We start from the raw sequence: 13315 nt of genomic DNA on the forward strand, positions 1-13315 counted from the left end.
GCGCCGACCCGCCGACGACCGTGACCCCCGGTGCCGCTGATCGCCGCCAGGGGGCTGGAGGCCCGTCAGACCGCCGCCACGGGTGCCGCCATGGGCGCCGCGTGCGCCTCCGCCACCTCCGGCCACAGCTCCTGGAGCGTGCGCACCGTCTCCGTGATCGCCGGCCGGCGCGCCGCACCCGTCCGCCACAGCGCCCGCAGCCACCGGGTCGGGACCGGGTCGAGCCGCAGCGGCACCACCTCCGGCGGCAGCGCCCCGCGCCCGAGCCGGGGCACCAGCGCGATCCCGAGCCCGGCCGCGACCAGCGCGACCTGGGTGTGGTTCTCCTCGGCCTGATGGGCGACGAGCGGCTCGTACCCGGTCGCCCGCAGCGTCCGGATCAGCCAGTCGTGGCAGACCGTGCCCGGCGGCTGGGTGATCCACCGCTCCTCCGCCAACTCTTCCCGGCGTACGGTGTCCCGCTCCGCGAGCCGGTGCCCGCGCGGCACCAGGATGTCGCACCGGTCGGGCCCGATCACCGCCTGCTCCACCTCCGGCGGCACCGGCAGCGGCGCGATGTCCCAGTCGTGCGCCACGGCCAGATCGAGCACGCCCCGCGCGACCAGATCCACCGAGACATGCGGATCCACCTCGGAAAGGCGGGCGTCCAGGGCAGGGTGGCGGCGCATCAATTCTGCGAGCACCCGGGGCATCAGCCCGCGCGCGCCGCTCGCGAAGCAGCCGATCCGCAGCCGTCCGGCCGGCTGTCCGCGGCCCTCCTCCAGTCGTACCTCGGCCTCCTCGACCAGCGCGAGCAGCCGCTCGGCGGTGTCGGCGAGCGCGCGTGCCTCGTCGGTGAGCCGGACGCCCCGGCCCTCGCGCTCCAGCAGGGTCGTACGGGTCTCCCGCTCCAGTTTGGCGATCTGCTGCGAGACCGCCGAGGGGGTGTAGCCGAGGGCGGCGGCAGCGGCGCCGACCGTACCGTGCACGGCGACGGCGTGCAGCGCCCGCAGGCGTCCCAGATCCAGCACCGCGGTGCCCCCTCTTCTCTCCGGTTCTCTTCCCGGCTCACGGCCCGGGTCTCGTTCCGGTTCTTCCGGCGACGATGAAGCGGTACTTCATCCAACCATGAAGGAATCCGTGCTGGTGCTACATGTTCGCGCCGGGTGATGCTCCTCCGTATGCGCCCCGCACATATCGCTCTCGCCGCCCTGGTCGCCGCCGTCTGGGGAGTGAACTTCGTCGTCATCGAGATCGGCCTCGACCACTTCCCGCCGCTGCTCTTCTCCGCCCTCCGCTTCCTCGTCGCGGCCCTGCCCGCCGTCTTCTTCGTCGGCCGCCCCAAGGTGGCGTGGAAGTGGATCGTGGGCGTCGGACTCGCCCTGGGCGTCGCCAAGTTCGGACTGCTCTTCACCGGCATGAGCCTGGGCGCGCCCGCCGGACTGTCCTCGCTGGTCCTCCAGATCCAGGCGGTCTTCACCGCCCTGTTCGCCTTCCTCGCCCTCGGTGAGCGCCCCGGCCGGACCAAGCTGATCGGCATGGGCGTCGCGCTGGCCGGCATCGCGGTCGCCGCCGTCGACGAGGCGTCCGCCCACGGCGGGGCCGAGGGCGCCCTCACCGGCTTCGCCCTCGTCATCGCCGCCGCCGTCTGCTGGGGCGTCTCCAACGTCCTCACCCGCAAGGCCGCCCCGCCGGACTCGCTCAACTTCATGGTGTGGGTCAGCACCGTGCCCGTCCTGCCGCTGCTCGGCCTGTCCCTCCTGATCGAAGGGCCTCGGCGGGACCTCGACGCGCTGCGGGCGCTCGACTGGACCGGCGCCGGAGTCATCGTCTACGTCGCCTGGATCACCACCGTCTTCGGCTTCGGCGCCTGGGGCTGGCTGCTGCGCCGCCACCCGGCCTCGTCCGTGGCGCCGTTCTCGCTCCTCGTCCCGGTCTTCGGCGTCTCCTCGGCGGCGCTGTTCCTCGGCGAGTCGGTGACCCCGCTGCGCTGGTGCGCGGCGGCCCTGCTGGTCGGAGGCGTGGCGCTGACTTCCGTACGGTGCAAGCCTGTTGGGCCCCGGGGAGGGCAGGAGGTCCAGGAGGTCGTAGAGGAGCGGACGGCTAGTGCCGCGACCGGCAATGTTTGCCCGTGAAGGAGCGTCGTACGGTGCGTGCCATCGCAAGGCGGCCGGAAGTCCTTGTAGCGGAGCTACCAGGGCTTTTGGGCAACGCCGCGAGGGTGCGTGCCGGGCGGCGCGACAGGGCAAAGCTTGCCGGGAGGGGCACTAGGGTTCCGGTGTCGACGCCGAACGGGGGAACCGCTTCATGACCCATCCGCAGCAGCCGCCCTACCAGCCACCCGGACCGTATGGCGCGCCGCCGCAACCGCACCCGCAACAACCGTACCCGACGCAGTCGTTCGGGCCGCCGCAGCAACATCCGCAGGCGTACGGCCCGCCGGGCCCGGGCCCCGTCCCGCAGCAGCCGTACGGGCCGCCGGGGCCCTTCCCGCAACAGCCCTACGGGCAGCCGTCGTACGGGCAACAGCCCCACGGACCGCAGCCCTTCCCGCCGCACGCCGCCGCGCCCCTGTGGTGCGAGGCGTGCGGCGCGCAGCCCGCGGCGCCGGTGACCGTCCGCGCGCACCAGGGCATGCTCATCGTGATGCGCACGCTCACCCGGCGCGCCGTCCTCTGCCGGACCTGCGGCCTGGCCGTCTACCGGAAGATGACCTCCGACACCCTGGCGGGCGGCTGGTGGGGGCCGTTCTCGTTCTTCATCACCCCGTTCATCGTGCTGGCCAACGTCGTCGGTGCCCGCTCGGCCGTGCGCCGGCTGCCCGAGCCGTACGGTGCCCAGAGGCAGCCCCTCGACCCCGGACGGCGTGTCCTGCGCCGCTGGCCCGCGCTGCTGATCCTTCCCCCGATCGCGCTGTTCGCGGCCACGATCGGGGTGCTCTTCCTGATCGGGCTGTTCGCGGGCGGCGAGAAGGGCGCGGCCGGCCAGGGGAGTTACGGGGCGGACGGCGCCGCCGCCGCGCTGCGGGGCCTGTCGGCGGGCGACTGCGTCCACAACGAAGCGCGGTGGCCCGAGCAGGAGCTGTGGAAGCTGGACTGCGCCTCGGCGGACGCCGATTACCAGGTCGCCGCCAAGGCCGACTGCGGCCCGTCCGACTACCTCCTGCGGGCAAAATACCTGAGCCCCGGCGCCGGGGAATCCGCATACTGCGTGAAGCCCCACTGATCCCACTGATTCCGCTGATCCCACTGATCCGACCGATCCGCCCGCAGTCGAAAGGCCCCCGGATGACCTTCTCCTTCGCCGACATCGTCGTCGACGCCCCCGAACCCGCCCCCGGGGTCGTCCTCCTGGCCGGCATCCCGGGCAGCGGCAAGAGCACCGTGGCGGCGGCCCTCGCCGCGCGGTTCGAGCGTGCCGCGCGCATCGAGGTGGACGGGCTCCAGGAGCTGATCGTCCGGGGCGGCCGCTGGCCCGGCCCCGAGAGCGATCCGGAGGCCGACCGGCAGATCCTGCTACGGGCCCGCAACGCCTGTCTGCTGGCCGGGAGTTACGCTGCCGCCGGTTTCCTTCCGGTCGTGGACGACGTGGTCGTCCGCCGCTCGCACCTCGACTACTACCGGCGGCACGCGCCGGCGGGGGTCCCGTTCCACCTGGTCGTCCTGGCCCCCGGCCCGGCGGTGGCGTGGGAGCGCAACAACGCCCGCGACAAGCGGCTGACCACCGACTGGACCTTCCTCGACGAGGCGATGCGCGCCGAGCTGTCGGGGGAGGGCGTCTGGATCGACAACGCGCGGCAGACGGTCGAGGAGACGGTGTCGGCGGTCCTGGCCGCGACGGGCCTGGCCTGACACCGGCCCGGGCCCCGCCCCTGAACCATCCCCGTCCGACCGGAGAGAAGAGACAGTCCATGGGGCAGCCCGCCGAAGGCATCCTTGCCCACCCCGTCGCCCATGTCGTCGGCGGCCGGAGCGAGGTCCGGGACGACGCGTGGGCGGACGTCACCGCCGTCATCCGGCTCGACGCCACGCGCTTCGGCCCCGAGGCGCTGGCCGGACTCGACGCCTTCTCGCACCTGGAGGTCGTCTACCACTTCGACCGGGTGCCCGAGGAGCGCGTGGAGACCGGCGCCCGTCATCCGCGCGGCAACACCGACTGGCCGCTGGTCGGCATCTTCGCCCAGCGCGGGAAGAACCGGCCCAACCGCCTCGGCGTCTCGCGCTGCCGCCTCCTGCGCGTCAGCGGCCTCGACGTCCACGTCCAGGGGCTGGACGCGGTCGACGGCACCCCGGTGCTCGATCTCAAGCCGTACATGGCCGAGTTCGGCCCCCAGGGCCCGACCGCCCAGCCCGCCTGGTCCACCGAGATCATGCGCCGCTACTACTGAACGGCCCCCGGCCCCCGGCCCCCGGCCCCCGGCCCCCGGCCCCCGGCGCCGGGCCGGGGCGGGCTCTACCGCCGCTCGCGCGGAAACCCGTCCGTCGCGACGACGATCTCGCGTCCTTCGAGAGGCGGGACCGGATCCTCGCCGAAGGGGCACGCCGGAACTCGATCCCGGCCCGCCGAGTGCCCGACGCTGTCGGCGACCTCGGGGATCTCGGCGATGACGGGCGGCCATGCCCTCGGCATCCGGGTCTTCGAGATCCCCGACCTCGGCACCCGCGATCAGCCCTGCGTCTCCTCGCGGCGTCCCGCAGCGGCCGCTTCGGGTATGAGGAGCAGCTTGCCGGTGGTACGCCGAGCCTCCAGATCGCTGTGGGCCCGGGCGGCCTCGGACAGTGCGTAGCGGCCCGTCACGGTGACCTCAAGCGCCTTGGAGCGCACCCACGCGAACACATCGGTGGCCCGGCGGAGCAGTTCGGACCGATCGGCGATGAAGTCCCCGAGGCTGGGCCGGATCAGGGTCAGCGAACCGCCGTGGGCGAGCCGGATCGGATCGAACGGAGGCACGGCACCACTCGCCGCGCCGAAGAGCACGAGATGGCCGCGGGCTCGCAGGCTGGCGAGGCTCGCGTCGAAGGTGTGCGCGCCGACGCCGTCGAAGACGACCGGCAGTCCCTGACCGCCGTTGAGCCGCCTCACCTCGGCTGCGAGATCGTCGACCGAGGAGGAGAGGATCACCTCGGCGGCCCCGGCACGCTTCGCCAGCTCGGCCTTCGCCGCGGTCGACGTCGTGCCGATCACCCTGCCGCCGAGATGGGTGACGAGCTGGGTCAGAAGCAGCCCCATGCCGCCGGCGGCCGCATGCACGAGCACCGTGTCGCCCCCCTGGACCGGGTAGGCGTCCTTGACGAGATAGTGCGCGGTCATGCCTTGGAGGAGCACGGCGGCGGCTGTGTCGAAGTCGATGTCGTCGGGCAGCGGCACCAGCCGGGAGGCGTCCACGACGGCCCGCTCGGCATACGAGCCGGGAATCTCCACCCAACCGACCCGGTCCCCGACCGCGACGTCGGTGACGCCGGGTCCGACTTCGACGACCGTGCCGGCGCCCTCGGCGCCCGGAGTGAAGGGCAGCGGGAGGGTGTACCGGCCTTCGCGGTGGTAGACGTCGAGGAAGTTGACGCCGGATGCGGCGACTTCCACGACCGCCTCACCCGGACCAGGCCGAGGCTGGTCCACCTCGGCCTCCCGCAGCACCTCGGGACCGCCCACTTCGTACACCTGGATCGCGCGCATGGTTCTCCAACAACGGCTCATCGATAACGGATCGTCAGTAACGGCTCACCCCGCACCAACTCCGTTGACGGCGATCCGATTCCCGGCAAGCGGACCAGCCCGCCGCCCCCGCCGAGAGCCGAGACGCCTGCTTCTGCACCCGGGTCCGGTGCAGGAGATCGAGGCGGTCAAGAGTCGACGAAGGCGGCACCCGCCGCTTCCGAGTCGTCCCGGGCGGGCCTTCCCGGTCGCCGCTCGCTCGTCCCCCGGCTCCAGGCTTCCGGTCTCGTGACAGCGACGGCGCGGAACGCACTCGTCAGTACCGGCGACCCCGCGATGACATCCGGACTTCTCCCGGAAGCCGTTGCCCCGCGTGCTTGCGGAGGCGACTTCGATCTGTGGGGCCGCGCACAGGGCGCCCCACCAACGAGCCTCCCTGTGCGGCGACATGACGATCCTCCCCGCCGTGATCTCCACGCGGTGGCCGGTGGGCAGCCGGGCTTCCGCGAGCAGGTCCCAGGCGCTCGGGCGGCCCCTCCCCGCTGCCGTCGCACCCCCGCCGGGCGGGGGCTAGCCCCTCGGCTTCGCCGTCGTCCCCCGCACCACCAGTTCCGCCGGGACCGTCGCCAGGCCGCCCGGCGGGACGGGTTCCCCACCGAGAGCGAGCCGTCCCGCGCGGGCACCCGCCTCGTACAGCGGCAGACGTACGGTCGTCAGCGCGGGCACCGCGTCCACCGAGAACGGCAGGTCGTCGAAGCCCGCGACCGAGACGTCGCCGGGGATGTCGAGACCCCGTTCGCGCAGCGCCGCGCAGACGCCGAGGGCGATGGTGTCGTTGGCGGCCACCACGGCCGTCAAGTCGGGAGTCTGTTCCAGGAGTTCGAGGGCGGCGCGGTAGCCGGTGGTCCGGTCGTACGGGCCGTGGGTCGTGGGGCCTTCGGGCACCCCGGCCGCCCGCAGCGCCGTGCGGTGGCCTTCGAGCCGGTGCCGGGTCGTCGTATGGCCTGCCGGCCCCGCCGCGTACCCGATCCGCCGGTGGCCGAGCGCGAGCAGATGCTCGGTGAGGCGACGGGCCCCGCCCCGGTTGTCGAACGCGAGCGTGGTGAACGGGGGTAGTCCCGCCCCGGGCCCCCCGTCGGCACCGCCAAGTCCAGGCCCGGGCCCGGCCGCGGGCACGGCGAGCGGCGGGCGCCCGCACAGCACCACCCGGGTTCCAGCCTCGGCGAGCCGGGTCAGCTTGGCGGTCACCGCTGCCTGGTGCGCGTCGTCCTCCAGGGAGCCGCCGGTGAGGATCACGGCGGCGGCGCGCTGGCGCTGGAGCAGGGTGAGATAGGTCAGTTCACGCTCGGGGGAGCCACCGGTGTTGCAGACGACGGCCAACTTCCCGCCCCCGGCCCCGACTCCGCCCGCGCCCCGGCTCGCCGTGTCCTCGCCGAGCGCGCTCTGCGCCGCCCCCGCGATGATCCCGAAGAAGGGGTCGGCGATGTCGTTGACGAGGATGCCGACCAGGTCGGAGGTGGCGGCGGCGAGCGAACTGGCCGGGCCGTTGGGCACGTAGTCCAGCTCGTCGACCGCGCGCAGCACCCGCTCACGGGTCGCCGCCGCGACGGGGTAATTGCCGTTGAGGACACGGGAGACGGTCGCGGGGGAGACCCCCGCGCGGGTGGCCACCTCCGCCAGGGTGACGGTCATCGAGTAGGAACCTCCGGGCCCTTGTCGACGGTGATGTCGGCAGGCTAGCGTCATCAGGGACTGAAAGCGCTTTCTATCCGGCGGGAACCCTCACCAGGGGCGTACGTCAGAGGCGCGCGCCGGGGCGGACGTCCCGGACGGCCACCCCGGCCGGGCGCTCCGGCCGTCCGCCGCCCCGGGGGAGCGGAGTGCCCGGCCGGGGAGGGGACTCGACCGTGACGCGCAGGACCGTCCGCATCGCCATGAACGGTGTCACCGGCCGCATGGGCCACCGTCAGCACCTCGTCCGCTCGATCCTCGCGCTGCGCGAGCAGGGCGGCCTCGACCTCGGGAACGGCGAGACCCTGTGGCCCGAGCCGGTGCTCGTCGGCCGCCGTGAACCCGCCCTGCGCGCGCTCGCCGAGCGCCACGGGCTCGACGCGTGGTCCACCGACCTCGACGCCGTCCTCGCCGACGACACCGTCGACCTCTACTTCGACGCCCAGGTGACCTCGGCGCGGGTGGCCGCGCTCACCAAGGCCATCACCGCCGGCAAGCACGTCTACACCGAGAAACCCACCGCCGGTGATCTGGCCGGCGCCCTCGCGCTCGCCCGGCTCGCCGAGGCCCGGGGCGTCCGGCACGGCGTCGTCCAGGACAAACTCTTCCTGCCCGGGCTGCGCAAGCTGAAGCGTCTCGTCGACGGCGGCTTCTTCGGTGAAATCCTCTCCGTGCGCGGAGAGTTCGGCTACTGGGTCTTCGAGGGCGACTGGCAGGAAGCCCAGCGCCCCAGCTGGAACTACCGCGCCGAGGACGGCGGCGGCATCGTCACCGACATGTTCCCGCACTGGGAGTACGTGCTCCACGAACTCTTCGGCCGGGTCACCTCCGTCACCGCCCAGGTCGCCACCCACATCCCGCGCCGCTGGGACGAGCGGGGCCGGGCGTACGCGGCGACCGCCGACGATTCCGCGTACGGCATCTTCCAGTTGGAGAGCGGCGCGATCGCCCAGATCAACTCCTCCTGGGCGGTCCGCGTCCACCGCGACGAGCTCGTGGAGTTCCAGGTCGACGGCACCCACGGCTCGGCCGTCGCGGGCCTGCGCGGCTGCCGTGTCCAGCACCGCTCGACCACCCCGAAGCCGGTCTGGAACCCGGACCTCCCGCTGGGCGCGGGCCCCTCCTTCCGCGACCAGTGGCAAGAGGTCCCGGACAACTTGGAGTTCGACAACGGCTTCAAGGCGCAGTGGGAACTCTTCCTCCGCCACATCTACCTCGGAGAGTCGTACCGCTGGGACCTGCTCGCGGGCGCGCGAGGCGTCCAGCTCGCCGAACTCGGCCTGCGGTCCGCCGCCGAGGGCCGCCGTCTCGACGTTCCCGAGGTGGCCCTGTGACCCTTTTCCTTCCCCGGCGGGACGGTGGAGGCGTACGGGCGTACGAGCCGCGCACCGCACCCCGGGACCCGCATCCGGCCGGGGCTGCGGGGGCCGCAGGGACGGGCGGGGTCGCCGGGACCGGGTCGCCGGCCTCCCGTACCGTCTTCGCCGCCGCCCATGTGGTCGCCGACCCGCGCGCCGACGTCACCCCGGACGGGCCCGCCGTCCTCGACTGGGACGCCACCCTCGCCTTCCGCCGCCACCTGTGGGCGCACGGACTCGGCGTCGCCGAGGCGATGGACACCGCGCAACGCGGCATGGGACTGGACTGGGTGGGCGCGGCCGAACTGATCCGCCGCTCCGGCGCCGAGGCCAAGGCGGTCGGCGGACGGATCGCCTGCGGCGTCGGAACCGACCAACTCGACGGAGTAACCGATACGTTGAGGATTCGGCAGGCGTACGAGGAGCAACTCGCCGTCGCCGAGGAGTCCGGCGCCCAGGCCGTCCTCCTCGCCTCCCGCGCCCTGGCCGCCACCGCGAGTGGCCCGGAGGACTACCAGGAGCTCTATGGGCATCTGCTGCGCCAGGCCGCCGAACCGGTGATCCTGCACTGGCTCGGCCCGATGTTCGACCCGGCACTCGAAGGCTACTGGGGCTCGGCCGATCCCGACGCCGCCACCAAGACCCTCCTGGAGATCGTCGCCGCCCACCCCGACAAGGTCGACGGCGTCAAGATCTCCCTGCTCGACGCCGGCCGCGAGGTCGCCCTGCGCCGCCGCCTCCCGGCGGGCGTGCGCTGCTACACCGGCGACGACTTCCACTACCCCGAGCTGATCGCGGGCGACGACCAGGGGTTCAGCCACGCGCTGCTCGGGATCTTCGACCCGCTCGGCCCACTGGCGGCCGAGGCCGTACAGCTCCTCGACACGGGCGACCCCGACGGCTTCCACGCGCTCCTCGATCCCACCGTCGCCCTCTCCCGCCATCTCTTCGAACCGCCGACCCGCTTCTACAAGACGGGCGTGGTCCTCCTCGCCTGGCTCGCCGGCCACCAGGACCACTTCGCGATGCCCGGTGGACTGCAGTCCGCCCGCTCGCTGCCGCATCTCGCGCGGGCATACGAACTGGCCGACGGGCTCGGCCTGTTCCCCGATCCGGCCCGCGCCGAAGCCCGGATGCGGGCCCTGCTCACGGTGTACGGAGTGCCGCAGTGAACCTCGACCGCCTCAGCGTCAACCAGATGACCGTCCGCCGGCTTCCGCTGCTCGCTCTGGTCGCCCACTGCGTCCGGCTCGGCATCCCGGGCGTCGGCCTGTGGCGCGCACCGGTCGAGGAGTACGGCGCCGACGCCGCCGCCCGGCTCGTCCGGGACGCGGGACTCACTGTCAGCACCCTGTGCCGGGGCGGCTTCTTCACCGGCACCGGCACCGGCGACGGCGGGGACTGGTGGGACGACAACCGCAGAGCCGTCGACCTGTGCGCGGTCCTCGGCACGGACACCCTCGTCCTGGTCTCCGGCGGGCTCCCGGCCGGCAGCCGTGACCTGGCCGCCGCCCGGGCCCGGATCACCGACGCGATCGGGCGGCTCGCCCCGTACGCGGCGGAGCATGGCGTCCGGCTCGCCGTCGAACCCCTGCACCCGATGTTCGCCGCCGACCGCTGCGCCGTCTCCACCCTGGACCAGGCGCTGGCGATCGCCGAGGAGTTCCCGGCGGATCAGGTCGGCGTGGTCGTCGACACGTACCACCTGTGGTGGGACGACCGGGCTCCCGCCGCCGTGGCCCGCGCGGGCGCGGCGGGCCGTATCCACGCCTTCCAGCTCGCCGATTGGATCACCCCGCTCCCGGCCGGGGTGCTCCATGGGCGCGGCCAGCTCGGCACCGGGTCGATCGACCTGCCCGGGTGGTGCGCGCTTGTCGCCGAGGCGGGGTACACCGGCCCGGTCGAGGTCGAACTCTTCAACGACGAGTTGTGGGAACGGGACGGCGTGGAGGTGCTGGAGGAGACGGTCGGAGCGTTCCTGGCGGTGTGACCGTCAGGGGGGGCGAGCGGAAGAGGCGGCCGGAAGAGAGCGGCGGCCGGGTGGAGCATATGCCCGGCTGCCGACGGCGCCATCCGGGCATATGCCGACCCTCCCGCCGCTGCCGTCAGGCATATGCCCGCCCCGGCCTCCCCGGCCCCGCCCCCACCCGCGCGCCCGCCCCCTCACACCCCACTCGGCGCCGGATCCGCCGCCCGCGCGTCATCCGGTGCCGACGCTGCCGGCCGGCGCGGAAGCAGCAGCGGGGTCGCGAGGAGGAGCACCCCGGCGAGACCGAGAGCCGTACGCGGACCGAGCAGGGAGCCCAGCACGCCCCACACCGCCGTCAGGAGCGCGGTGGTGGCCTTGGCCGACACCGACCAGGCGGTCAGCGTGCGGGCGACCCGGTCGGCCGGGGTGAGCTCCAGCCGGAGGGTCGCGGAGACCGGGTTGAAGACCGCGCACCAGAAGATCAGCCCGAACTCGACGCCCATCACCAGGAGCAGCCCGCCGGTCCCCGGCCCGACGAAGACGAGGCCGACGGGCCACAGCGCCCGCAGCGCCCCGGAGCCGACCAGGACCCGGTGCCGCCCGAACCGGGCGGCCAGCGGCCGGGCCAGCCGCGCCCCGACGAGTCCGCCGATCGCGGGCACGGCGAAGGCGAGCCCGTACTGCCAGGGAGTGAAGCCGAGCCGGCCGAGCAGCAGGACGGCGAGCAGCGGCTCGGTGGCCATCACCAGGCCGTTGAACAGGGCGGTGTGGAAGAAGAGGGGACGCAGTTCCGGGTCCCCGAGGATGTGCCGCCACCCGTCGAGCAGCTCACCGGCCCGCATCCGGCCGCCCTCCGGGCGTGCCGCGGGCCGCGCCTCCCCGCCCCTGATCGCGCGGATCCCCAGGGCCGACAGCAGATAGCTGACCGCGTCGGCCACCACCGTGGCCACCGGCCCGAGCAGTCCGATCATCGCCCCGCCCAGCGGCGGCCCGATGATCGTGGTCGTCCAGGAGGTGGACTCGAACCGCGCGTTCGCGGCGAGCAGGTCCCCGGCCGGCAGAAGCGTCTTCAAATACGCGCCCGAGGCGGCCCGGAAGGTGATGTCGGCCGCCGCGACGGTGACGGACACCAGCAGCAGCTGGACGAAGGTGAGCACCCCGAGCGCGTACGCGGCGGGAATCGTCAGCAGTGCCGCGCAGCGCGCCAGGTCCATCCCGATCAGCACCGGCCGCTTGCGGCGGAACTCCACCCACGGCCCGAGCGGCACCGCCACGACCGCGCCCACCGCCGCCCCCACCGAGGACAGCGCCGCGACCTGGGCGGGCCCGGCGTCCAGTACCCGGACGGCGATCAGCGGCAGCGCGCCGAACGCGAGCCACGTCCCGAGCGCGCTGGTCCCATAGGCGCCCCAGAGCCACCCGAACGGCCGCCCCAGCCCCGGCCCTGGCCCCCACCCCAGCCCCAGCCACCGTCCCGCCCTCGGCCCGGACCCCGCCCCCCGACCCCACCGTCGCCCACCATCCACGTCCGACCCCTCTCGCCGCTCACATCCGCCCGCCCGTACAACCAACAAGCGATCGCATGCATCCAAACGAGCGGCACCGGCCAGGATCAAACAACCAAAAGCCCTCATCGCTACAACCACTGGTTGTTCCCCTACAGTCAGGGCATGGACCTTGAAGCCGTTCGAACCTTCGTCACCGCCGCCGACGCGGGACAGTTCCAGGAAGCCGCCGCCGAGCTGGCCGTCAGCCAGCAGGCCGTCTCCAAGCGCGTCGCCGCGCTGGAGCGGGAACTCGGGGTGCGGCTGTTCACCCGTACGCCGCGCGGCGCCGAGCCGACCATCGACGGGCAGGCTTTCCTGCCCCACGCGCGCGAACTGCTGAGAGTCGCCGACCGCGCGATCGCGTCCGTCCGCGTCGGACTTCGTCCGCTGCGCGTCGACGTGATCAATCTGCGTGGCGCCGCCTCCGGCCTGATGCGCGACTTCCACCGGCTCCACCCCGACGTCGAACTCGACGTACTGAAGCTGTTCGGCATGGACGAGGCGGTGGCCGCCCTCCGGTCCGGCACGATCGACGCGACCTTCCGCGCCGTCGGCGCGCCCGGGCACCCGCTCCCCGCGGACATCGCCTCCGTCCGGGTCTTCGACGAGCCCCTCCAGCTCCTCACCGGCCCCGGTCACGCGCTGGCGTCCGCCCGCTCGGTGCCCCTGCCGGAGCTGGCCGGCCACCGGATCTGGATGCCCGGCATCGCCCCCGGCACCGAGTGGGCCGCCTACTACGACGACCTCGTCGCGGAGTTCGGCCTCACCATCGAGTCGACCGGCCCCAACTTCGGCTCCGACGCGCTCCTCGACACCATCGCCGACACCCCGGCCCTGGCCACGTTCATGAGCGAGCAGACCCGTCTGGTGTGGCCCACCGGCCACGGCCTGCGCCGGATCCCGGTGACCGGCCCCACCCCCGTCTACCCGCACTCGCTCCTGTGGCACCGCGACAACCCGCACCCGGCCCTGGCCGGCCTCCGCGCCCACCTCGCCGCCCTGCCCCCGGCTCCCGAGGCCCCGGACGGCACCTGGGTCCCGCCCTGGACGCCCTCAAGCTGAGTCCCCACCATGGA

Annotated in this window: 13 protein-coding genes; 8 read left to right on the forward strand and 5 right to left on the reverse strand. The window is 73.6% G+C overall.

Annotation, left to right across the window (positions count from 1 at the left end):
* Window positions 1-65 precede the first annotated feature (65 nt).
* Window positions 66-1010: a LysR family transcriptional regulator gene (locus ABZ990_RS17465; RefSeq protein WP_361231742.1), complete on the reverse strand. Its 945-nt coding sequence runs from the start codon at window positions 1008-1010 to the stop codon at window positions 66-68.
* A gap of 150 nt (window positions 1011-1160) precedes the next feature.
* Between ABZ990_RS17465 and ABZ990_RS17470 the strand changes: the two genes are divergently transcribed.
* The 4 genes from ABZ990_RS17470 (at window position 1161) to ABZ990_RS17485 (ending at window position 4366) form a co-directional block, all read left to right on the forward strand.
* Window positions 1161-2114, forward strand: coding sequence for an EamA family transporter (locus tag ABZ990_RS17470; protein ID WP_361231744.1), 954 nt, complete (start codon window positions 1161-1163; stop codon window positions 2112-2114).
* 172 nt (window positions 2115-2286) lie between these two features.
* The gene (locus tag ABZ990_RS17475) at window positions 2287-3204 is read left to right on the forward strand and encodes a hypothetical protein (RefSeq protein ID WP_361231746.1); all 918 of its coding nucleotides are present in this window, start codon (window positions 2287-2289) and stop codon (window positions 3202-3204) included.
* Window positions 3205-3266: 62 nt separating this feature from the next.
* Window positions 3267-3830 (forward strand): AAA family ATPase, encoded by a 564-nt coding sequence (locus tag ABZ990_RS17480; RefSeq protein ID WP_361231748.1) that lies wholly within the window; start codon window positions 3267-3269, stop codon window positions 3828-3830.
* 59 nt (window positions 3831-3889) lie between these two features.
* Window positions 3890-4366, forward strand: coding sequence for an SAM-dependent methyltransferase (locus ABZ990_RS17485; RefSeq protein ID WP_361231750.1), 477 nt, complete (start codon window positions 3890-3892; stop codon window positions 4364-4366).
* 65 nt (window positions 4367-4431) lie between these two features.
* Here ABZ990_RS17485 and ABZ990_RS17490 read toward each other — a convergent pair whose 3' ends face one another.
* The 3 genes from ABZ990_RS17490 to ABZ990_RS17500 all read right to left on the reverse strand — a co-directional run bounded on the left by ABZ990_RS17490 (window position 4432) and on the right by ABZ990_RS17500 (window position 7326).
* Window positions 4432-4608 carry a hypothetical protein gene (locus ABZ990_RS17490; protein WP_361231752.1) on the reverse strand — a complete coding sequence of 59 codons (177 nt, stop codon included), beginning with the start codon at window positions 4606-4608 and terminating at the stop codon, window positions 4432-4434.
* A 36-nt stretch (window positions 4609-4644) separates the two neighbouring features.
* On the reverse strand, window positions 4645-5655 hold the full coding sequence (locus ABZ990_RS17495) for a quinone oxidoreductase (RefSeq protein ID WP_361231754.1): 1011 nt from the start codon (window positions 5653-5655) through the stop codon (window positions 4645-4647).
* A gap of 549 nt (window positions 5656-6204) precedes the next feature.
* Complete coding sequence (locus ABZ990_RS17500; protein WP_361231756.1) at window positions 6205-7326, reverse strand: LacI family DNA-binding transcriptional regulator; 1122 nt, start codon at window positions 7324-7326, stop codon at window positions 6205-6207.
* A gap of 215 nt (window positions 7327-7541) precedes the next feature.
* On the opposite strand from ABZ990_RS17500, the gene ABZ990_RS17505 reads away from it, so the two are divergent.
* From ABZ990_RS17505 to ABZ990_RS17515, 3 genes are read left to right on the forward strand one after another with little or no spacing between them, the layout of a single operon-like run.
* The gene (locus ABZ990_RS17505) at window positions 7542-8699 is read left to right on the forward strand and encodes a Gfo/Idh/MocA family oxidoreductase (protein WP_361231758.1); all 1158 of its coding nucleotides are present in this window, start codon (window positions 7542-7544) and stop codon (window positions 8697-8699) included.
* A complete protein-coding gene (locus tag ABZ990_RS17510; protein ID WP_361231760.1) occupies window positions 8696-9895 on the forward strand; it encodes a dihydrodipicolinate synthase family protein in 1200 nt (399 codons plus the stop codon). Before ABZ990_RS17505 ends, ABZ990_RS17510 begins: the two co-directional genes overlap by 4 nt.
* The gene (locus ABZ990_RS17515) at window positions 9892-10713 is read left to right on the forward strand and encodes a sugar phosphate isomerase/epimerase family protein (RefSeq protein WP_361231762.1); all 822 of its coding nucleotides are present in this window, start codon (window positions 9892-9894) and stop codon (window positions 10711-10713) included. The genes ABZ990_RS17510 and ABZ990_RS17515 overlap by 4 nt, the downstream gene beginning before the upstream one ends.
* Window positions 10714-10886: 173 nt before the next feature.
* Here the strand turns inward: ABZ990_RS17515 and ABZ990_RS17520 are convergent, their stop codons facing one another.
* Window positions 10887-12158 (reverse strand): MFS transporter, encoded by a 1272-nt coding sequence (locus ABZ990_RS17520; protein ID WP_361231854.1) that lies wholly within the window; start codon window positions 12156-12158, stop codon window positions 10887-10889.
* Between the two features lie 204 nt (window positions 12159-12362).
* Here ABZ990_RS17520 and ABZ990_RS17525 point away from each other — a divergent pair, with 204 nt between their 5' ends.
* Window positions 12363-13301 (forward strand): LysR family transcriptional regulator, encoded by a 939-nt coding sequence (locus ABZ990_RS17525; RefSeq protein ID WP_361231764.1) that lies wholly within the window; start codon window positions 12363-12365, stop codon window positions 13299-13301.
* Window positions 13302-13315: the final 14 nt, after the last annotated feature.

Source organism: Streptomyces sp. NPDC046203 (assembly GCF_040646255.1).
Classification (GTDB): Bacteria; Actinomycetota; Actinomycetes; order Streptomycetales; family Streptomycetaceae; genus Streptomyces.